The 20,874-nt window shown below is 38.1% G+C and carries 18 protein-coding genes; 11 read left to right on the top strand and 7 right to left on the bottom strand.

What is annotated here, in order from left to right; all coding sequences use genetic code 11:
• Window positions 1-14 precede the first annotated feature (14 nt).
• The 3 genes from H9N25_RS07610 (at window position 15) to H9N25_RS07600 (ending at window position 4,553) form a co-directional block, all read left to right on the top strand.
• Window positions 15-983: a PDDEXK nuclease domain-containing protein gene (locus tag H9N25_RS07610; protein WP_190328473.1), complete on the top strand. Its 969-nt coding sequence runs from the start codon at window positions 15-17 to the stop codon at window positions 981-983.
• Window positions 984-997: 14 nt separating this feature from the next.
• Window positions 998-4,225, top strand: a complete 3,228-nt coding sequence (locus H9N25_RS07605) for an amidohydrolase family protein (protein WP_190328472.1) — start codon at window positions 998-1,000, stop codon at window positions 4,223-4,225.
• Window positions 4,226-4,289: 64 nt separating this feature from the next.
• Window positions 4,290-4,553, top strand: a complete 264-nt coding sequence (locus H9N25_RS07600; protein WP_190328471.1) for a hypothetical protein — start codon at window positions 4,290-4,292, stop codon at window positions 4,551-4,553.
• 251 nt (window positions 4,554-4,804) lie between these two features.
• On the opposite strand, the gene H9N25_RS07595 is transcribed toward H9N25_RS07600, so the two are convergent.
• Window positions 4,805-7,006 (bottom strand): B12-binding domain-containing radical SAM protein, encoded by a 2,202-nt coding sequence (locus tag H9N25_RS07595; protein ID WP_190328470.1) that lies wholly within the window; start codon window positions 7,004-7,006, stop codon window positions 4,805-4,807.
• A gap of 200 nt (window positions 7,007-7,206) precedes the next feature.
• Here H9N25_RS07595 and H9N25_RS07590 point away from each other — a divergent pair, with 200 nt between their 5' ends.
• Window positions 7,207-7,923, top strand: coding sequence for a hypothetical protein (locus H9N25_RS07590; RefSeq protein WP_190328469.1), 717 nt, complete (start codon window positions 7,207-7,209; stop codon window positions 7,921-7,923).
• Window positions 7,924-8,056: 133 nt separating this feature from the next.
• Here the strand turns inward: H9N25_RS07590 and H9N25_RS07585 are convergent, their stop codons facing one another.
• Complete coding sequence (locus tag H9N25_RS07585) at window positions 8,057-9,247, bottom strand: BaiN/RdsA family NAD(P)/FAD-dependent oxidoreductase (protein WP_190328468.1); 1,191 nt, start codon at window positions 9,245-9,247, stop codon at window positions 8,057-8,059.
• A 54-nt stretch (window positions 9,248-9,301) separates the two neighbouring features.
• On the opposite strand from H9N25_RS07585, the gene H9N25_RS07580 reads away from it, so the two are divergent.
• Both H9N25_RS07580 and purE read left to right on the top strand, forming a co-directional pair.
• Window positions 9,302-10,441: a 5-(carboxyamino)imidazole ribonucleotide synthase gene (locus tag H9N25_RS07580; protein WP_190328467.1), complete on the top strand. Its 1,140-nt coding sequence runs from the start codon at window positions 9,302-9,304 to the stop codon at window positions 10,439-10,441.
• Between the two features lie 68 nt (window positions 10,442-10,509).
• Window positions 10,510-11,022, top strand: coding sequence for a 5-(carboxyamino)imidazole ribonucleotide mutase (purE, locus tag H9N25_RS07575; protein ID WP_131031137.1), 513 nt, complete (start codon window positions 10,510-10,512; stop codon window positions 11,020-11,022).
• 362 nt (window positions 11,023-11,384) lie between these two features.
• Here purE and H9N25_RS07570 read toward each other — a convergent pair whose 3' ends face one another.
• Window positions 11,385-11,948, bottom strand: coding sequence for a YqgE/AlgH family protein (locus H9N25_RS07570; RefSeq protein ID WP_167294105.1), 564 nt, complete (start codon window positions 11,946-11,948; stop codon window positions 11,385-11,387).
• Window positions 11,949-11,994: 46 nt separating this feature from the next.
• Between H9N25_RS07570 and pdxH the strand changes: the two genes are divergently transcribed.
• The 4 genes from pdxH (at window position 11,995) to H9N25_RS07550 (ending at window position 16,410) form a co-directional block, all read left to right on the top strand.
• On the top strand, window positions 11,995-12,645 hold the full coding sequence (pdxH, locus tag H9N25_RS07565; protein ID WP_167294104.1) for a pyridoxamine 5'-phosphate oxidase: 651 nt from the start codon (window positions 11,995-11,997) through the stop codon (window positions 12,643-12,645).
• A gap of 101 nt (window positions 12,646-12,746) precedes the next feature.
• Window positions 12,747-13,640 (top strand): 3-hydroxybutyryl-CoA dehydrogenase, encoded by an 894-nt coding sequence (locus H9N25_RS07560; RefSeq protein ID WP_190328466.1) that lies wholly within the window; start codon window positions 12,747-12,749, stop codon window positions 13,638-13,640.
• 31 nt (window positions 13,641-13,671) lie between these two features.
• The gene (gene ruvB, locus H9N25_RS07555) at window positions 13,672-14,694 is read left to right on the top strand and encodes a Holliday junction branch migration DNA helicase RuvB (protein ID WP_167294102.1); all 1,023 of its coding nucleotides are present in this window, start codon (window positions 13,672-13,674) and stop codon (window positions 14,692-14,694) included.
• Window positions 14,695-14,901: 207 nt separating this feature from the next.
• Window positions 14,902-16,410 (top strand): bifunctional GNAT family N-acetyltransferase/carbon-nitrogen hydrolase family protein, encoded by a 1,509-nt coding sequence (locus H9N25_RS07550; RefSeq protein WP_167294101.1) that lies wholly within the window; start codon window positions 14,902-14,904, stop codon window positions 16,408-16,410.
• 61 nt (window positions 16,411-16,471) lie between these two features.
• On the opposite strand, the gene H9N25_RS07545 is transcribed toward H9N25_RS07550, so the two are convergent.
• Complete coding sequence (locus tag H9N25_RS07545) at window positions 16,472-16,678, bottom strand: hypothetical protein (protein WP_167294100.1); 207 nt, start codon at window positions 16,676-16,678, stop codon at window positions 16,472-16,474.
• Between the two features lie 126 nt (window positions 16,679-16,804).
• On the opposite strand from H9N25_RS07545, the gene queG reads away from it, so the two are divergent.
• Entirely contained in the window at window positions 16,805-17,740 is a 936-nt protein-coding gene (gene queG / locus H9N25_RS07540) for a tRNA epoxyqueuosine(34) reductase QueG (RefSeq protein WP_190329118.1), read from the top strand.
• A gap of 162 nt (window positions 17,741-17,902) precedes the next feature.
• Here the strand turns inward: queG and H9N25_RS07535 are convergent, their stop codons facing one another.
• From H9N25_RS07535 to H9N25_RS07530, 3 genes are read right to left on the bottom strand one after another with little or no spacing between them, the layout of a single operon-like run.
• Entirely contained in the window at window positions 17,903-19,762 is a 1,860-nt protein-coding gene (locus H9N25_RS07535) for a M1 family metallopeptidase (RefSeq protein ID WP_190328465.1), read from the bottom strand.
• An 11-nt stretch (window positions 19,763-19,773) separates the two neighbouring features.
• Window positions 19,774-19,872 (bottom strand): GxxExxY protein, encoded by a 99-nt coding sequence (locus H9N25_RS25420; RefSeq protein WP_407947447.1) that lies wholly within the window; start codon window positions 19,870-19,872, stop codon window positions 19,774-19,776.
• A 47-nt stretch (window positions 19,873-19,919) separates the two neighbouring features.
• Window positions 19,920-20,873 (bottom strand): exonuclease domain-containing protein, encoded by a 954-nt coding sequence (locus H9N25_RS07530; protein WP_190328464.1) that lies wholly within the window; start codon window positions 20,871-20,873, stop codon window positions 19,920-19,922.
• Window position 20,874 lies beyond the last annotated feature (1 nt).

Below are 20,874 nucleotides of genomic sequence, written 5' to 3'. Positions count from 1 at the left end.
ATTAAGAAAATTACATGTTAGAAACGCAGTTTGCAGATATTATAAGCTTAATTAAAAATGCCCGAACGGCTGCCTTAAAGACTGTAAATTCTACATTAATTAATCTGTATTGGAATATCGGCGAGTATATTCACAACAAGGTCAAAAATGCCGAATGGGGACAATCTGTCGTAAAGCAGTTGGCGGAATTTTTATCAAAAAACGAACCCGATTTAAAGGGTTTTTCGGACAAAAATCTTTGGCGGATGAAGCAGTTTTATGAAAGCTATAAAGATTACCCAAAACTCTCAACACTGTTGAGAGAAATTAGCTGGACTCATAATCTAATTATTCTTTCCAGGTTAAAATCCATAGAGGAAAAAGAATTCTATTTAAAACTTTGTCAAAGAGAAAAATATAGCAAGCGAGAACTTGACAGGCAAATATCTGCTAGCCACTATGAAAGATCTATAATGGGAAATACAAAACTCTCACCACTGGTGAGAGTTTTACAAAATGATATTGAAACTGTTTTCAAGGATAGCTATGTATTTGAATTTCTTAATCTTCCAGAACCACACAACGAAAGCGAGCTACAAAAAAGCTTAATTAAGGAAATGAGAAATTTCATTCTTGAACTCGGAAAAGACTTTTTATTTATTAGTGAAGAATATAAAATACAGGTTGGCAACAGCGATTTTTATATCGATTTGCTTTTTTATCACCGTGGCTTACAATGTTTAGTTGCATTTGAATTAAAAGTAGATAAATTCAAACCCGAACATTTAGGCCAATTAAACTTCTATTTAGAAGCTTTAGATAGGGATGTTAAAAAATCAAACGAAAATCCAAGTATTGGCATTCTGCTTTGCAAGGATAAAGACAACGAAGTAGTAGAATATGCATTAAGCAGAAGCCTCTCTCCTACTTTGGTCGCTGAGTATAAAACCCAGTTACCTGACAAAAAATTACTCCAGAGAAAAATACACGAATTGTTTAAATAACCATCAAAAATATAATGAAACACCTCTATTTTCTATCCGCTCTTTCCTTATTATTTTTCAGTTCAAATGCCCAAGAGAAGAAATGGGACATTGAAAAATATCTCGGAACAACCAAAAGCTTCACTTTAAATACTGATGAAGGTACCTGGATGAACCTTGATGTAAGTGCCGATGGACAGGAAATTGCCTTTGATTTATTGGGCGATATCTACGTGATGCCAATTACTGGTGGTGTGGCAAAGCTGATTAGCGGAGGTGCTGCATGGGATGTTCAGCCCAGGTTTAGTCCTAACGGAAAATATATTTCCTACACGAGCGATAAAAGTGGTGGAGATAACATATGGATCATGAACCGTGATGGTTCTGGTAAAAAACAGATTACTAAAGAGAGCTTTAGGTTATTGAATAATGCCACCTGGATGCCAAACAGCGAGTACATAGTTGCAAGAAAACACTTTACAGCAAGCCGTTCTTTAGGTGCCGGAGAAATGTGGATGTATAGCATAAACGGCGGTGATGGTGTACAGTTAACTAAACGCAAAAACGATCAGCAAGATGCTGGTGAGCCCAATGTTTCGCCAGATGGCAGATATGTTTACTTTAGTGAAGATGTGAGTCCAGGCCCTAATTTTGAGTACAGCAAAGATCCTAACGGAACCATTTATGCCATCCGTCAACTGGATTTGACAACAGGAAAGTTAAACACCTTAATTAATGAGCAAGGCGGTGCCTGTAGGCCACAAGTTTCTCCAGATGGGAATTTAATAGCTTTTGTAAAGCGTGTTAGATTAAAATCTACCTTATATGTGCAGAACCTGAAGACTGGCGAAGAATGGCCGGTAAATGAAGATTTATCTCATGATCAGCAGGAAACCTGGGCTATTTTCGGGGTATATCCAAATTTTGCATGGACTCCTGATAGTAAAAGCATTGTTTTTTATGCAAAAGGAAAAATTAGAAAAACGGAAATCGGTACGTTGATCAACAGCACCATTCCTTTTCAGGCGAATACGATTCAAACGGTACAAAAAGCCTTGCATTTTGAACAGCAAGTTTTCAATAACGAATTTTCTGCCAAAATGTTAAGACAGTTAACCACTTCTCCTGATGGAAAAATAATTGTTTTTAATGCAGCAGGGTACTTATACAAACAGGAGTTGCCAGCGGGAACGCCAGAAAGGTTAACCAATGGACTGGATTTCGAATTTGAACCAGCCTTTAGCCCTGATGGAAAATACGTTGTTTATACCACCTGGAGTGATGAATTACGTGGAGCAATAAAACGGACGGACGTAAAATCGGGAAAAACCATTATGCTCAGCGATGAGAAAGGTTTTTATTACTCTCCTCAATATTCAACAAAAGGGGATAAAATCGTTTTCAGAAAAGGAAGTGGCAACGATGTTTTAGGTTATAACTATGGCCGCGGAACAGGTATTTTTATAATGCCAGCCAATGGTGGCGCTAAAACCTTGATTTTAGATAATGGAATCCGTCCACAGTTTAACAATACCGATACGCGCATTTATTTCCAAAGTTATGCTGATGGTAAAAAGGCGCTAAAAAGTATCGATTTAAATGGTGCCAACGAAAGAACACATTTTACTTCTCAATATGCTAATCAGTTCGTTATCAGTCCAGATAATAAATGGGTAGCATTTAACGAATTATTTAACGTTTATATTACACCAATGATCAATATTGGTGCAGCACAAGATGCATCAGCAGGCAATAAGGCCATACCAGTTACAAAAGTGACTACCGATGGCGGAACATACATTCAATGGAGTGCAGATAGTAAAAGTCTTCATTGGACATTAGGTCCAAAATATTTCACCATTGATGTAAACAGTGCCTTCAATTTTGACGGAACAACACCTAAAACAGAAGCATCTGCTATAAACATTAATCTGGTATTAAAGTCTGACATGCCTACTGGCATAGTAGCACTCAAAGGAGCCAGGATTATTTCTATGAAAGGCGACGAAGTAATTGAAAATGGAACCATCATTACCGATGGAAATAAAATTACCGCAATAGGAAAAGCAGATGCAGTAAGCATTCCAGTCAATGCTAAAGTAATAGATGTTAATGGCAAAACCATTATGCCTGGCATTGTTGATGTTCATGCTCACTTGCGTACCAGTCCTGATGGAATAACACCACAGAACGATTGGAGTTATATGGCTAATCTGGCTTTTGGTGTTACCACTTCACATGATCCATCTAGCAATACCGAAATGGTTTTTAGCCAGAGTGAAATGCTTAAAGCTGGTAGAATGGTTGGTCCGAGGGTTTATTCTACAGGGTCGATTCTATATGGTGCAGATGGCGACTTTAAAGTGGTGATTAATAGTTTGGATGATGCACTAGCTAATCTGCGCAGGTTAAAAGCCGTTGGTGCATTTTCAGTTAAATCTTATAATCAACCACGCAGGGAACAGCGTCAACAGATTTTAGAAGCAGCCCGTCAGTTAAATATGGAAGTTGTACCTGAAGGTGGCTCTACTTTTTTCACCAATATGAATATGGTTGCAGATGGGCATACCGGAATAGAGCACAGTATTCCTGTTTTACCAGTTTATAAAGATGTAACCACGCTGTGGAACAATACCGAAGTGGGCTACACCCCTACTTTAATCGTGGCTTATGGCGGCCAATGGGGTGAAAATTATTGGTATGATAGAACTAATGTTTGGGAAAACGAAAAATTGATGACTTACACCCCTCGCTCTATCGTTGACGCGCGAGCAAGACGTAGAACAACTTCAGAATATAGTGACTATAACCACATCGATATTGCCAAAGCAACCAAACAAATTGCTGACGGTGGTACGAAGGTTAACCTTGGTGCGCATGGACAGATTCAAGGCCTGGGAGCACATTGGGAATTATGGATGTTGGTGCAGGGTGGTTTTAGTCCGCTGCAGGCCATTAGGGCGGCAACATTAAATGGTGCAAGTTATTTAGGCATGAACAAAGAAATTGGCTCACTTGAAGTGGGCAAACTGGCCGATATGGTGATTATGGATGCCAATCCTTTGGATGATATCCGCAATTCGGAGAAAATCAAATATGTGATGATCAACGGACGGCTTTATGATAGTGCCACCTTAAACGAAGTGGGAACGAGAGAAAAACTGCGCGGGAAATTGTGGTTCGAGAATGCTAAAGGAAATGGCTATATTATTCCAAACGGAGAATCAGAAACCTGGACATTTACTGTTCCACATTGTGATTAAACTGTAAAATTTGAGCCATGTAAAGGGCGCGATTGATCCTCTTTACATGGTAAATTAAATCAACATGAAACCGAATAAACTCTATACTACTGCCTCTGTTGTATTCTTAGTGCTCAGTGCACTAGTTTTTTCATACAGCGGATATTATATCTTGGGTATCCAAACTGTAAACCTATTCTTAGCGCTGATTGCAATGGCTTACATTACAGCTTTTATAGCGGTTATGAAAGATCGGAAATCGATCATATCGTGGTTGCTTTTAATATTAAATTCAATTGTACTCATTTGCATCATTTATTTCCTGACGCATTTTAAAATGAAAATGTAGCACTTACGTTCGTTTTTAATAGGGATTCGTCATCTTGATTGAAGCGTAGCGAAATAGAGAGAGCTATTTATAGCTAATGAATTTCTCCTTGCATTAAAGACCCTGAATCAAGTTCAGGGTGACGGACCGTGAGATAAAGTGTATCTTCTAGATTGCAATGTAGCGAAATGTTTGCCCATATATGCTGGGCAGAGACTATATTCGTTAGATTTCTCCATTGCGGTTGAAATGACGATTATTGTGATGAGCTCTTATAAAACCAGCAAACCGTATGCTCTTAACGTATTGATAGGTTTCGAATACCAGAAAAGTTCAAAGTTCTCCAATTCCGTCTCAAAATCGGACTTAATCTCTTGAAAAGTATATACTTTTTCATTTGAGATCGAAATTTTATTCAAAATGGCTGTTAACCATTCACCTTCTTTTTTGTTCATTTGAACGGTAACAGTTTCTTTTTTATCATGGAAAGTAAGTGAAGCCATTTCCCAGGTAATTCCTTTTTTCGATTTGGTAAAATAATCGGTTGATGGTTTCCCTCCTATCCAAACTACTTTTGCTGTTGGTTTGGTATTAAAATGATCCGTATTATTTAAAGCCTTCTCAATAAAATCAGCGGGGATTTTAGTTCGCGGGATCTTAAAATCGAACCAATCCTGCAGTTCGTAATCAAAACAGATACCATGCATAAAATTGAAAAGAGATTTTTTCAACCCATAGCTGAATTTATTATGATCAATCCCTGTTTTATCGGTATAATTGATATCGTTATTGGCAAAAGTTCCAATCACTTCTGTGTCCTTTATCACACCAAATTTTTCTGGATACATGCCTACAGGGCTATGTGCGGTCATCGCAAACTGATGCCAAAAGCCAGATTGTAATACCCCAACTTCAAACAGCTGACGCACCATCTCCAAACTATCAACCGTTTCTTGTACCGTTTGAGTAGGATAACCATACATTAAATAAGCATGTACCATAATCCCTGCTTCGGTAAAGTTACGGGTAACCTTTGCCACTTGTTCTACCGTTACACCTTTATCAATAAGCTTCAATAAACGATCGGATGCTACTTCAAGTCCACCTGAAACGGCAATACAACCTGACGCCTTTAACAACAAACATAAATCTTGTGTAAAGCTTTTCTCAAACCGGATATTTGTCCACCAGGTAACCGCTAATTTCCTTCTGATAATTTCAAGAGCCACTTCGCGCATTAACGCTGGTGGTGCTGCCTCATCTACAAAATGGAACCCATTCTGTCCGGTTTTAGCGTATAAATCCTCAATGCGGTCAACAATCAATTTAGCAGCAACGGGCTCGTAAACTTTAATATAATCCAGTGAAATATCGCAAAAAGTACATTTTCCCCAATAGCAACCATGTGCCATGGTGAGTTTGTTCCAACGCCCATCGCTCCACATGCGGTGCATCGGGTTAACAATTTCGATTACCGAAATATATTTATCTAAAAGCAAACCTGTATAATCTGGTGTGCCTACATCGGCTTGTTTATAATCATTTCTGAAGGCATCGTTACGGTAAACTACTTTGCCATTTTCAAACAGAAAAGTCCTTTTATAAAAGTGGGCTTCTGTAGGAATGGGATGCGTAATATTATGGTATAACAATTCGATCGGGAGCTCGCCATCATCCAAAGTGATATAATCGAAGAATTCAAAAACACGTGTATCTGATAAAGATCTTAATTCGGTATTTGGAAAACCACCGCCCATCGAAATTTTGATTTCAGGGTGATTGGCCTTGATCCATTGTGCACAACGAAAAGCACTGTACAAGTTCCCTGGAAAAGGAACCGAAATCAGGAACAGTTTAGGTTGAACAGTTTCAATTTTCTCTTTTAAAACTGAAATCAGGATCTGATCAATGTAGGTTGGTTTTTTATGCAAAGCATCGTACAGTTCATCAAAGGAATTAGCGCTTCTGCCTAAACGTTCTGCATAACGGCTAAAGCCAAAATTTTCATCAACACACGCTACTATGTAATCAGATATATCTTCAAGATAAAGTGTAGCCAAATGTTTTGCCTTATCCTGCGTACCCATTGCCCCAAAAGCCCAATCCAATTCTTCCAACTGTGAAAAACGCGAAGCTTGGGGCAGAAAATCATCACTACAGATCTGTAATGCCAAAGTTGGATTCTTGCCCTGTAAAAATGCAATTACAGCATCGATGGTTTTTAAATATTCGTCTTGTAAGGCGAAAATACGTTTAGCATTGTCACTTTTTGGATTTTGATCATCAATGCTTAAACTGAATAAATCCTGCAATCCTTTTTTAGAAAACAGTTCTAAAATAACTTCAATACCCAAATCGGCTTGAGTTGAGCTGATATTTTTGGTATTCAGAAAACCTTTTATATACGCCGTTGCTGGATATGGAGTATTCAGTTGGGTAAATGGCGGTGTAATGGCGAAGATTTCGGTTTTCAAAAGGAATTGTTTTTTCTGCAAAAGTACGGGAATTTTTATACAGTCGTCACCCTGAATTTATTTCAGGGTCTATTTTTCGGAAGAAATGCTAATCCCAATGTAATATCTGTGATGGCATAATAAGTTGTGAGATATAATTCAATTAAACTAAAACGCCAATCTAAACGTTTTAACCCTACATCAACACTTTTTCTACCTGAATGAAAGTTTTTTGTTTTTACATCCTGATGCTCTGTGCGCAAATCAGCTCTGCGCAAAAAACATTTATATTTCCAAAAATTAAAACACAAGGATCTTCTGTTGAACAATTTACCCCCGCTAACTGGACGGTTATAGACCAGGTTTATGGCGACCTCAACAATGATGCTTCAGATGATTTAGCAGTAGTTTTTGAGTTTAACAGGCCTATTGATGAAACCCGTGTTTATGGAGACAATAATACAGATATCATTAAAGAAACCCAGAAACCAAGAATATTGGCTATATTTTTCAAAGATAAATCAACTGGGGCTTTTAGCTTATCAACCCAAAACAATGATTTCATCCTGCGTTCAGAAGAAGGTGGTAAATTGGGTGATCCCTTACAACAGATTGCGATTAAAGATCAGCAACTCTATCTCCGCTTTCAGGGTGGCTCTGAGTGGCGCTGGGAACTGGGCTATACTTTTAAATTCGAAAATAAAGACTGGTTTTTAACGAGTGCGATCAATCTTTATTTTAACCAAAATAGCGGCGATATGACCGAAAGGGTGTACGATTTCAAAACCCGTGAATTATTTACTACTGTTGGTAATCTGCACAGAAGGGATATTGCCAACCGAAAAACAAGTGAAGTTCTTTATTTTTCGCAGTTGAGAACTTTTAAAACCTTTAAGAAGCCCTGGGCCTGGGAAATTATGCCAAATGTTTATTTGTAGTCGAACAAAACCTATCAGATTTTCGAAAGCTGACGGGCTATGCTCTTTGCTTAGAGTTTATTTAATTTAGGCATGTGGTTCTTTTGCGAAATGTCCAACCCCTTAAAAAGAACCTGTTTAGGATGTTTATTCATTAGATATTCTGCGCAATAACAAAACCACTCGCCCAGGCCCATTGAAAATTATAACCACCCAGCCAACCGGTAACATCCAAACATTCGCCACCAAAAAACAGGTTCGGGATTTTTTTACATTCCAGCGTTTTAGAGGAAATTTCGTTGGTGTCAATTCCGCCCCGCATTACCTCGGCCTTATCATAACCTTTATCGCCTGCCGGCTTCACTTTAAAATGGTGGATCGTTTGTTCAATTAAATCAATTTCTGCTTTGGTCAATGCTGCAACAGGTTTATTTAAAGGTAAAAACTTACCTAAAGCATCTGTAAACTTTTTGGTGTAAAAACGATTCAACAAGGTTGATAATAAAGTTTTGCCGTTATTCTTTCTTTCGATATCTAATAACGAAACAATATCCTGATGTGGCAACAGATTGAGGTTAACAATCTCTCCTCTCCTCCAAAAAGAAGAAATCTGTAAAATAGCTGGCCCACTCAATCCCCAGTGGGTAAAAAGAATATTTTCTTCGAAAGAAATTTCATCATTGCTTACTTCGCAAAAAACGGAATTGCCCGAAAGCTGTGCAAACCATTCTTCGTCTTTTCCGGTGATAGTTAATGGAACCAAGGCGGGTGCAGTTTCAATAATCTTTAAGTTTTGCTTCCTCGCAAAGCGTAAGGCAAAATCGGTAGCGCCCATTTTTGGGATGGGTAAACCTCCAGTAGTAATTACCAGCTTCTCTGCAGTTAAAACTACGGTTTTACCGTTTTTCTCATAATTTACTTTAAAACTTTCAGGTAATATCTCAATATCCTTTACATCGGCATTACACCTAATTTCCTGTCCGAAATCTTCGCAGATGGATGTAAAAACCTCAACAACATCTTTTGCATTTTTATCATCAGGAAATAATTGACCTAAAGTTTTTTCTTTTCCAGTTATGCCATATGTTTCAAAAAAGCTAATGGTATCATCAACCGTCCACTGCGTAAAAGCCGATTTTATAAAATGTGGATTAGCAGATATAAACTGCTCAGCTGATGCGAATTGGTTCGTGTAATTGCAGCGCCCTCCTCCGGAAATTAAAATTTTGGCCCCGGGTTTTTCGTTTTTCTCGAGCACAATTACTTTCTTACCCAGATAGCCTGCTTGCACCGCACACATCAATCCGCAGGCACCTGCCCCAATAATTATTGCATCAGCATTCATCAATAAAATTTATTATGGTTACTTTTGCACAAAAGTAGCATTATTTTCAAGCGCATGGCAAAACAGATTAGCGAATTAAAATTAGGTATTTTAGGGGGCGGACAATTGGGCAGAATGCTCATTCAACAAGCAATCAATTATAATGTAACTACATTAGTTTTAGATCCAGATCCAGATGCTCCCTGCAAACACATTTCAAATTACTTCGAAAATGGCTCGATTACCGATTTTGATACCGTTTACAGCTTTGGAAAAAAAGCCGACATCATTACCATCGAAATTGAAAAAGTAAATATCGATGCGCTTGAACAGCTCGAAAAAGAAGGTAAAAAGGTATTCCCACAATCGAGGGTAATCCGTTTAATCCAAGATAAAGGTGTACAAAAACAGTTTTTTAAAGAAAACGATATCCCAACCTCTCCTTTCCAGATTGTAAATACGAAGGAAGATATGGAGAACAGTAATATCCCTTTTCCGTATATTTTAAAACTGCGAAAAGACGGTTATGATGGCAAAGGTGTGATGAAAATCAACAGTGCTGCCGATCTGGATAAAGCTTTTGATGCGCCTTGTATTATCGAAAAACTGGTTGATTTTGAAAAAGAAGTTGCGGTAATTGTTGCCCGCAATGCCAATGGCGATATGAAAACCTTCCCAATGGTAGAAATGGAATTTAATCCGGAAGCCAATTTAGTTGAGTTTTTAATTTCTCCTTCAACTTTTGCTGAAAGTTTGCAACAAAAGGCAGAGAACATTGCCAAAAATATTGCTTCGGCAATGAATATCACGGGGATTTTAGCGGTTGAGATGTTTGTTTGTAAAGATGGAGAATTATTGGTTAATGAGGTTGCTCCTCGCCCACACAATAGTGGCCACCAAACTATCGAGGGCAATTATGTTTCTCAATTTGAACAGCATTTACGTTCTATTTATAATTTGCCGCTTGGCGATACTAGTAGCATTACCAATGCCATCATGATTAATTTACTTGGTGAAAAAGGTTTTGAAGGTGTGGCTAAATATGAAAACCTGGAAAAAATATTAGCTATCGATGGTGTTTATGTTCACTTATATGGTAAAAAATACACTAAACCTTTCCGCAAGATGGGCCACGTAACTATCGTTGATATCGACAGGGAAAAAGCGATTGAAAAAGCACGGTTTGTGCAAAAGACATTAAAGGTAATTGCTTAGGCTTAAGCCCCTCGAAATGGGCGCTAAAAGCAGGATAAAAATGTAAAATTTTAAGAAATAAAATAAATATGAGTCAAGGAAATTCAAATTCGGCATTAGTTGGAATTATAATGGGTAGCAAATCAGATCTGCCTGTGATGCAAGATGCAGCTGATGTACTAAAAGAATTTGGAATAAACTATGAAATTACGGTTGTTTCTGCCCACAGAACACCAGAACGTATGTTCAATTACGCTAAAGAAGCGCAAGGCCGTGGCCTAAAGGTAATTATTGCCGGTGCCGGTGGTGCGGCCCATTTACCAGGAATGGTAGCTTCTATTACTACATTACCTGTTATTGGTGTTCCGGTTAAATCATCAAACTCCATTGATGGCTGGGATAGTATTTTATCGATCTTACAAATGCCGAATGGCATCCCGGTTGCCACAGTAGCTTTAAACGCTGCTAAAAATGCAGGTTTATTAGCCACTCAGATTTTAGCTACAGCTGATGAGTCTTTAACTGTTAAAATGCAGGCTTACAAAGATGAATTGAGAAGGAAAGTTGAAGAAAGTGCTTCCGAAATGAGTTCTCAGTTGTAAGTTTTCAATTTGCAGTATAAACAATGATTATATTGAAGACGATTATCAAGATAGCATTGATTATATCTCTTGTTTCTTTAATATTCTCGACGCTATTTTTAATAATTTATGGTGAAATTAATGAGCTAAACATCAATAATTTCACCTCAATATTTATTTGGTATTCATTGATGTATATACCATGTGGACAACATTTATATCTATCCTAGCTTTAATTATAATCTCTTTATTAAGAAAAATTAATAATCAAAAAGTCTGGACTTATATTAAAAGTGAAACAGTTCTATTTCTGATAGTAATTGGCTTTACAGCTTTGATAATTCTTTTTTTTCATCACCAATATTAACTCCCCCAACTCCAAACTAATTCAAACTCGGATCCGCAGGAAAATTACTAATATGTGCATACTTCGGACCTAAGTTTACGATTACGTCCCGCCAAAGCTTTTCATCGTCATTACTAAAAATGAGATCAGGGTTAAAGATATCGCTCACCATCCATGCATTCTGCTCTATTTCGCGATCGAGCTGTCCATGGTCCCAACCCGAGTAACCCATAAAAAATTTCACTTCGTCCTGGCTTATGGCATTTGTATTTAACAGGATTTTAAGTGTTTCGAAATTCCCACCCCAGTACAATCCATTCCCGATTGGCTCACCGCTCTGCAGTTTATCATAACTTCGATGAATGAAATGTAAGGTATCCGCTGCAACCGGTCCACCAAAATAAATGTAGTTTTTTGCATCCCACAAATCCTGGATCACATCATTTAGGATCAGGTTTCCCACTTGGTTAAGGATGTAACCCACGGTGCCATCTTCTCCATGTTCTGTTAACAACACCACAGATCTTTTAAAATTCGGATCGGCCATAAAAGGCTCCGAGATGAGCAAGCGGCCTGTTTTTGGTTTTATATTATTCAGCATGATGATAATCATTTGTTACACCGTAAAAGATGTCTATTTTTGTTAAATGCAAGTTACAAATGAATTTCTACAAAACCTGCGCCAAGATTACAAAAGCGCTTCGCTAGACGAATCTGACGTTGATCAAGATCCAATTATCCAATTTAAAAACTGGTTTCAACATGCGATTGATGCGCAGATATATGAACCCAATGTAATGACTTTGGCTACAGCTGATAAAGCCGGCAGACCCGATGCCCGTATCGTTTTACTCAAAGGCGTTGATACAGATGGATTTAGGTTCTTTACGAATTACTTAAGTGCCAAGGGAAAAGAGCTGAAACGAAACCCTTATGCAGCGTTAGTATTTTTCTGGCCAGAACTGGAAAGACAAGTGAGAATTGAAGGAACGGTAGAAAAACTGGACAAAGAAACTTCGGAAGAATATTTTAATACGAGACCTGTTGACAGTCAGATTGGCGCAGTAGCCTCGCCACAGAGTCAGGTTATTCCAAACAGGGCATTTCTGGAAGAGAAAGTTGAAGAATTAAAAGCCAAAAGTGCCAATAAAGGTATAGCTAAACCTGCGCACTGGGGTGGATATATTGTAAAACCTACGCGGATTGAATTTTGGCAAGGAAGAAGTAGCCGATTGCACGACAGGATAAATTTCGAAAAAGTTAAGGGAATCTGGACCAAAACCAGGCTGGCGCCATAAGGTGTTAATGCAAATAATAGAGTATCAGCTATAAAGCAAGATCTTTTTTTAACTTAATCATCTATTAGTAAATTCTCTTTTTTAATTTCTTAAACTTAAAAATGAAACAAATTGCAGTTATAGGATCTGGCACAATGGGAAATGGTATAGCCCATATCTTTGCACAATTCAATTATAGCGTTAATCTGATTGATATCAATCAACCTGCATTAGATAGGGCCATACAAACCATTACCAAAAATTTAGACAGACAGGTTGCGAAAGGAACCTTGACAGCCGATCAGAAAGCGGTCACTCTTAACAACATTACCACATATACTTCAATAAAGGATGGTGTTCAAAGTTCCGATTTGATTGTAGAAGCCGCTACCGAAAATTTAGACTTAAAATTGAAGATTTTTAAGGATTTAGATGAGTATGCGCCTGCACATGCTATTCTCGCTTCTAATACCTCATCTATTTCGATTACGCAGATTGCTGCCGTAACCGGGAGAGGTGATAAGGTAATCGGGATGCACTTTATGAACCCCGTTCCGGTAATGAAGCTCGTTGAAGTAATCCGTGGTTATGCTACCAGTGATGAAACAACCAATACTATTATGTTACTCTCTCAAAGTTTGGAGAAAGTTCCCGTTGAGGTAAATGATTATCCGGGTTTTGTGGCTAACCGCATTTTAATGCCAATGATTAATGAAGCCATTTATACCCTGTATGAAGGCGTTGCAGGCGTTCACGAAATCGATACGGTAATGAAACTTGGAATGGCACACCCGATGGGTCCCTTGCAATTAGCCGATTTTATTGGCCTGGATGTCTGTTTGGCAATATTAAAAGTATTGAACGATGGTTTTGGAAATCCTAAATACTCCCCATGTCCATTATTGGTAAATATGGTGGCAGCAGGAAAAAAAGGTGCTAAAACTGGTGAAGGTTTTTATAAATATACTGCAGGATCAAAAGATCTCATCGTTTCGGATAAATTTAAAAAATCCTAATTTTTTTAGCATTTAATTTTATATTTGCTGTATGAATGAGCATCTGGACCCTGAAGCAAGTAACCTAAATCCTACCGATCGCGATATTGAAAGGGTTTTAAGGCCACAGGCTTTTGAAGATTTTACAGGACAGGAAAAAGTGATGGAAAACCTGAAGATTTTTGTTCAGGCAGCAAAACTCCGTGGCGAGGCTTTAGATCATGTTCTTTTACATGGCCCTCCTGGATTAGGTAAAACCACACTTTCTCATATTATTGCCAATGAAATGGCCACCGGTATTAAAGTAACCTCTGGCCCGGTATTAGATAAACCTGGCGATTTGGCCGGCTTATTAACTGGCTTGGATGAAGGCGATATTCTTTTTATTGATGAGATCCATCGTTTATCGCCCCTTGTAGAAGAATATTTATATTCTGCCATGGAGGATTTCAAAATCGATATTATGCTCGAAACCGGCCCCAATGCCCGTTCGGTACAGATATCGCTTAATCCTTTTACGCTGGTTGGCGCCACTACACGTTCCGGTTTGTTAACAGCACCTTTAAGAGCACGTTTCGGAATTAATGCCCGTTTGGCTTACTACGATGCTAAATTGCTCACTACAATTGTGCTACGCTCCTCTGATATACTAAAAACACCGATCAGTGATGAAGGTGCTTATGAAATTGCCCGCCGTAGTCGTGGCACGCCCCGTATCGCCAATGCACTTTTACGCAGAACAAGAGATTTCGCACAGATTAAAGGAAACGGAAATATCGATACTGAAATAGCCCGCTATGCTTTAAATGCACTCAACGTAGATGAACACGGCTTAGATGAAATGGACAACAGGATTCTGGTTACCATCATTGATAAATTTAAAGGCGGCCCGGTGGGTTTAAAAACCATAGCCACGGCTGTTGGAGAAGATGAAGGTACTATTGAAGAAGTTTATGAACCGTTTTTAATCCAGGAAGGTTATATTATGCGTACTTCAAGGGGTAGAGAAGTTACCGAAGCGGCTTACAAACACTTAAAGAAAAATTATCCTGGGCAAACTGGGAAGTTGTTTTAATATCTTTACACACACATTAAAACCCTGAAATAAATTACGGTATAGCTTTCCGCTGCGCTACAGGTCAGGGTTGGCATTACTCGGGTTACTATTGTATCAAATTAAACGTTGCATTCTCCTGAATTTGTTTCGGGATCTTCAAAGAAATATACAGTCCATCTGAACATTTAAGATCTTTCTGTGTTCATTAAATACAAATCAAACAGTATGAATATTGAATTACGTAAACTAACGCTCGAAGATTACGCAGATCTTAAAGAATCAATGCTACAGGCATACGATAGTATGGGCGGTTCCATCTGGCCAAAATCCAGTATTGCAAAACTATTGAATATTTTTCCAGAAGGACAGCTCTGTATCGCGGTTGATGATAAAGTTGTGGCTTGTTCGTTAGCCATTATTGTAGATTACGACGAGTATGGAGACCGGCATACCTATAAATTGATCACAGGAGATTATTCTTTTACAACACACGACCCAAATGGCGATACACTATACGGCATAGAAATTTTTGTTCACCCCGATTACCGAGGTTTACGCTTAGGAAGAAGGTTATACGAAGCCAGGAAAGAACTCTGCGAAAGCCTAAACCTAAAAAGTATTATTGCTGGTGGCAGAATTCCTGGTTACCATGAATATGCAGAGCAACTGAGTCCGAGGCAGTATATAGACAAGGTAAAAGCAAAAGAAATTTACGACCCTACCCTTACTTTTCAGATTTCGAATGATTTTCACGTCAGAAAAGTATTAAAGAATTATTTACCGGGTGATAAAGAATCGAAAGAATATGCCACCTTAATTGAGTGGAATAATATTTATTACCAGGGTATTGATGCTTCTGCACGTTCAGCGATGACCATCCGTTTAGGTTTAGTGCAATGGGAAATGCGTTTGTTCCCAAATATGGATGCATTTTACGAACAGGTAGAATTTTTTGTAGATGCTTTGAGCGGTTACAAATCAGATTTCGTGATGTTCCCTGAACTATTTAATACGCCTCTATTGCAGCCATACAATCACTTGCCAGAAATTGAGGCTATGCGCAAGCTTGCTGAAAAAACACAAGAGATTGTACAAAAAATGCACGAATATTCGTTGAGCTACAATACAAACATCATTACCGGCAGTATGCCACTCATTGAAGATGGTAAACTTTACAATGCCACTTACCTTTGTCACCGTACTGGCAAAATAGATGAGTATAGGAAAATCCACATTACTCCAAATGAGCAAAAATATTACGGCATGATTGGTGGCGATAAAGTGCAGGTTTTCGATACCGATTGTGGTAAAGTAGGCATTTTGATTTGTTATGATGTAGAATTCCCTGAATTGAGCCGCATTTATGCTGAGCAGGGTATGCAGATCTTATTTGTACCATTTCTAACCGATACGCAAAACGGTTATACACGCGTTCGTCATTGCGCACAAGCTAGGGCCATAGAAAACGAATGTTATGTGGCTATTGCAGGCTGTGTGGGCAATTTACCTAAAGTAAATAATATGGATATCCAGTTTGCGCAATCGGCGGTTTTTACACCTTCTGACTTCGCATTCCCAACCAATGCCATAAAAGCTGAGGCTACGCCAAATACGGAGATGGTTTTAGTGGTAGATGTTGATCTACATTTATTAGACGAGCTGCATCATTATGGAACAGTAAAGGTGCTAAAAGACAGGCGGAAAGACCTTTACCAGGTTAAACTTTTAAAATAAATATCTATAAAAAATGCCGGTCGTATTAATGTACCGGCATTTCATTTTAATCTAAAGCTAATTATTTTCTCATCACAAACCATATAATCAGGCCAATAATTATAGCTAGGGGTAGTACCCATTTCAAAGCTTGCCCCCCTCCGTTTTCGTCTTTTTCTGTTACCGCTGGTTTTGCCGGTCCTGGATCTGCTTTATGACTTTCGTAATCTTTTTCAATCGGTTTCGGAGCTGCTCCTGATTCCGTATGTTGTGGATCTATATTTTCCATAGCTAATACTCTCCCTTCTGGTGTTACTTCAATAATAAAGGATGAACCCTAATTAATTTAGTTTTATATTTAGAACAAGTGATTAATGAAAATGTTTTAAATCTTAAGCCTTATCTTTGCAAATCGGTGTACAATAATGAAGCAAAATATAGTCAGCTGATCAAAGGTGAAGCCATGCGTTTGGGTTTCATGGCATGTGGTATTTCAAAAGCTGAATTTCTTGAAGAGGAAGCGCCAAGACTGGAAAATTGGCTCAACCAGAACCGTCATGGCGAAATGAAATACATGGAAAATTATTTTGATAAACGCCTTGATCCCAGATTACTGGTTGATGGTGCTAAATCGGTAATCTCTTTGTCGCTAAATTATTATACAGAAGAAAAACAATCAGACCCCAATGCGCCAAAAATTTCTAAGTACGCTTACGGACAGGATTATCACACCGTAATTAAAGAGAAACTAAAGGAACTCACTCATTTTATAGAAGAAAACATCGGAGAAGTTTCTGGAAGGGCATTTGTAGATTCTGCCCCTGTTTTAGACCGTGCCTGGGCGAAAAAATCAGGAATTGGCTGGATCGGTAAAAATTCCAACCTGATCAGTAAAACCGATGGCTCCTTTTTCTTTCTTGCAGAATTGATTGTCGATCTGGAGCTGGATTACGATCATCCTTACCAGGCCGATTATTGCGGTAGCTGCACCCGCTGTTTAGATGCCTGTCCTACTAATGCCATTATAGCACCACAGGTAGTAGATGGAACCAAATGTATTTCTTATCTCACTATCGAGCTCAAAAATGAAATCCCAAATGAGTTTAAAAATAAAATGAGCAATTGGATGTTTGGTTGTGATATCTGCCAGGATGTTTGCCCTTGGAACCGTTTCTCTAAAGCCCACAATGAGGAAGCTTTTAAGCCAGAGAATGGATTGCTGGATTTGAATGCAAAAGACTTGACCGAAATTACCGATGATGTTTTTAAAAAGGTTTTTAAGGGCTCGGCAGTTAAGCGCACTAAATTTACGGGATTGAAAAGAAATATCGATTTTTTGAAGCCTGAATAAATGTATTTATAGGCTCATGAATTAATACGGGCGTCTTGCTGAATTTATTTCAGCATCCATCATCAAGAATTAAGTTAAATAGATCCTGAAACAAGTTCAGGATGACGATTGCTATAAAATTCACCTATTTAAGAAAAAAAACTTGACTTCCTTGAGACTCGGCTAATTCACCGAAAAGCTATTATCACTTTTAACCTTATCTGGTGTATGTGGGTTACCCATCACTACTTTAGATAACTTTTTAGTAGTTGTTACATTTATTTTAACCTGCTTATCTCCTTTTTCCCAAATGCCGATTGTACTGTGGTTCTTTTCAACAGAATCATCATCATAAGTTAATGTTAAATCAATTGGCATAGCTTTAACACTTTTATTCTCAATAACAATTGTGTATCCTCCTGAAGTTTTATCCACAGCCTTTATGGCCATATCGGTAACACCATCATCAAAAAACCAGGCTTTCCAAAACCAGTTTAAATTTTTACCACTACCCTCATTCATACTATTGAAGAAATCGTAGGGCATTGGGTGTTTACCATTCCAGTTTTGAATATAGGTGTGTAGAGCTTTTGTAAACAATTCATCTCCCAAATAATCTTTTACGTACAAATAAGCTAAACCAGGTTTAGGATAAGAGTTAGTAAAAGAGCCTGAACCTTTTAAATCGGGTGTTAAAGTCATAATAGGAGTATCGTCTTTCCCACCGGAAGATGAAGCTGTAGGCTGAACACCATATTCATCTACAATGGTAGAATCAATCATTGGCGATATTAGCCACTCACCAATAGTTGCCCAACCTTCGTCCATCCAGCCATATTTGGTTTCGTTTATTCCCATGTAAAATGGGAACATCGTATGGAAAATTTCATGATCCGTTAAGGTAATGGCATCAGTCCTATTGTCTACAGGATTGTCGTTTACCATCATCGGATATTCCATCTGGTCTAAACCGTCAAATATCGTTTCATGGTTGTAAGGGAAAGGCCATTTCGGAAAAGTATAACTCATGGCTTCTACCGTTTTACGCGCAAAATCTATTACTTCATAATAATCTTTATGTTTTGGGTTAAAAACGGCATCCACACGGGTTCTTCTTTTCGTTTTAGGATCAACCACCAAACTACTCGATTTCCATAAATAATGATCACTCAACGCAAATACAAAATCGGTTACATTTTTCGCTTCGAATTTAAAAGTGTTATAGGCGTTAGGTTGCGTTACTTTTTTATCAGTCAAATCTTTAGCCGTAATCACATCAGTTATAGCATCGTTTTTTTCCGCAGATAACATTCTGGAAACAATATCTTTTTGGAAAACTTCGGAAGCGTTTTTCAGATCACCCGTTGCCCAAACACCATAAGCACCTGGCACCGTAATCGAAACATTAAACTGATCAAAGTCATTATAAAACTCCTCAGCACCAGTGTATGGATATTTATTCCAGCCATCCACATCATCATAAACCGCAATCCGCGGAAAAAAATAAGCCACAAAATACGAACCTTCATCTACCTGACCAGTACGCACATGCGATCCTTTATTTAAAGTGTAGCTATAATTGATAGAAAAACTAATGGTTTTGCCCGGCGCAACTGCAGGGACATTAACGGTCATATTTGTTCCGTCAATTTTAAAATCGGCGATTGATTTTCCATTTGCTACCATTTTTTCTATTGCAACTCCATCACCAAGATCAGACTCTGCCAATTTTGATTTTCTTGGTGTCCCCTTTTTATACAGATTTGGATAAAGTTTAAACCATATTTCCTTCAAAGTATCAGGACTGTTATTGGTGTAAGTTACCTGAACCTTACCTTTTAACAGCCTGCTGGTAGGATTAAAATCTACATTCAAATCATATTTGGAAGTATTTTGCCAATAATTCTTTCCGGGTTTCCCATTTGTATTTCTCGTTTCCTTTTGATAGGTTTTCTTAAATACTGGTTCTAACGGCAAAGTAGTTTGTGCGTTTACATAAATTGAAGCGCACAATAAAAGGCAAAATATTTTTATAGATTTCATGACGTATTTTTTTAACCTTTCTCCAAAAAACCACAACCAAGTGTATTTGAAACTGTATAAACAGCTCCAATAATCTTCTCAGTTATAGATATAGAATTAAGTTCTTCCAATTACTTAACTATCTGTGTTTATCCTTTTTATCTGTGGTAACTTGCACCTACTTACCAAACTTCATTTTCAATTGCTCCAACATCTCCGTATTGATGGGCTGTGCAGGCTTTTCTGGCTTCGGCTGAGGCTTCTGTTGATGTTGAGGTTTACTTGCTGGCGTATTATGCTGAGGACGTGGTGCCCTGTTCTCATTTTTCTTAGCATTGAACTTTGCCCACTCCTCGTCTAACTTCTTCTTTGTGTACAATGGGAAATCGCCATTTTTCATCCAGGCATAATAGCTAGGCTCTACCGAAAATACCTGATCCGTGGTTTTACCTTTGTGTTTACCAAAGTTAAAACATACCTCACCGTTATCATTGTAAACCAAACGACCAGCAAAATCTACAGGTTTATTAATGTTGGTAAAGATATGCAGCGCATCCACATCATTTACAACAGGAATGCTTTTTACCCCCTGTTTATTCTCAAACTCGGTTTCTTTGTACATTTCCAATTGACCAAGTAAAACCTTGTAAGTAGCAATTACATCTGCCTCTGCAGCGTGTGCATTAATTAAATCTTCCTGACAATAGAACTTATACGCCGCTTTTAAGGTACGTTGTTCCATTTGGTGGAATATATTCTGTACATCAACAAATTTGCGGTTGTTCATGTCGAAATCAACTTCTGCCCTTAAAAATTCTTCCAAAAGCATTGGGATATCAAATTTGTTTGAATTGTATCCTGCCAGATCGCTTTCACCAATAAATTCAGCAATTTCTGCTGCTAAAGTTTTAAAGGTTGGCGCATCAGCAATGTCTTCGTCGTAAATACCGTGTATTAACGAGGTTTGCAAAGGAATCGGCATTTCTGGATTTACGCGCCAAGTTTTAACAAGTTCAGAACCATCTGGCATAGCCTTTAAAATCGCTATTTCAACGACCCTGTCAGCTCCAACATTAACTCCAGTAGCTTCTAAATCAAAAAATGCTAAAGGGCGCTTTAAATTTAATTTCATT

The sequence above is a fragment of the Pedobacter riviphilus genome, assembly GCF_014692875.1.
GTDB classification, from domain to species: Bacteria; Bacteroidota; Bacteroidia; order Sphingobacteriales; family Sphingobacteriaceae; genus Pedobacter; species Pedobacter riviphilus.
This window is presented reverse-complemented; position numbering and strand designations above follow the sequence as displayed.

Excerpts from the sequence above, each read along its gene's own strand:
- H9N25_RS07560 (WP_190328466.1), top strand. The coding sequence starts at position 12,747 with ATGAAACAAATTGCAGTTATAGGATCTGGCACAATGGGAAATGGTATA.
- pdxH (WP_167294104.1), top strand. The coding sequence starts at position 11,995 with ATGCAAGTTACAAATGAATTTCTACAAAACCTGCGCCAAGATTACAAA.
- H9N25_RS07530 (WP_190328464.1), bottom strand. The coding sequence starts at position 20,873 with ATGAAATTAAATTTAAAGCGCCCTTTAGCATTTTTTGATTTAGAAGCT.
- H9N25_RS07605 (WP_190328472.1), top strand. The coding sequence starts at position 998 with ATGAAACACCTCTATTTTCTATCCGCTCTTTCCTTATTATTTTTCAGT.
- H9N25_RS07585 (WP_190328468.1), bottom strand. The coding sequence starts at position 9,247 with ATGAATGCTGATGCAATAATTATTGGGGCAGGTGCCTGCGGATTGATG.
- H9N25_RS07600 (WP_190328471.1), top strand. The coding sequence starts at position 4,290 with ATGAAACCGAATAAACTCTATACTACTGCCTCTGTTGTATTCTTAGTG.
- ruvB (WP_167294102.1), top strand. The coding sequence starts at position 13,672 with ATGAATGAGCATCTGGACCCTGAAGCAAGTAACCTAAATCCTACCGAT.
- H9N25_RS07570 (WP_167294105.1), bottom strand. The coding sequence starts at position 11,948 with ATGCTGAATAATATAAAACCAAAAACAGGCCGCTTGCTCATCTCGGAG.
- purE (WP_131031137.1), top strand. The coding sequence starts at position 10,510 with ATGAGTCAAGGAAATTCAAATTCGGCATTAGTTGGAATTATAATGGGT.
- H9N25_RS07545 (WP_167294100.1), bottom strand. The coding sequence starts at position 16,678 with ATGGAAAATATAGATCCACAACATACGGAATCAGGAGCAGCTCCGAAA.
- H9N25_RS07590 (WP_190328469.1), top strand. The coding sequence starts at position 7,207 with ATGAAAGTTTTTTGTTTTTACATCCTGATGCTCTGTGCGCAAATCAGC.
- H9N25_RS07550 (WP_167294101.1), top strand. The coding sequence starts at position 14,902 with ATGAATATTGAATTACGTAAACTAACGCTCGAAGATTACGCAGATCTT.
- H9N25_RS07610 (WP_190328473.1), top strand. The coding sequence starts at position 15 with ATGTTAGAAACGCAGTTTGCAGATATTATAAGCTTAATTAAAAATGCC.
- H9N25_RS07580 (WP_190328467.1), top strand. The coding sequence starts at position 9,302 with ATGGCAAAACAGATTAGCGAATTAAAATTAGGTATTTTAGGGGGCGGA.
- H9N25_RS07535 (WP_190328465.1), bottom strand. The coding sequence starts at position 19,762 with ATGAAATCTATAAAAATATTTTGCCTTTTATTGTGCGCTTCAATTTAT.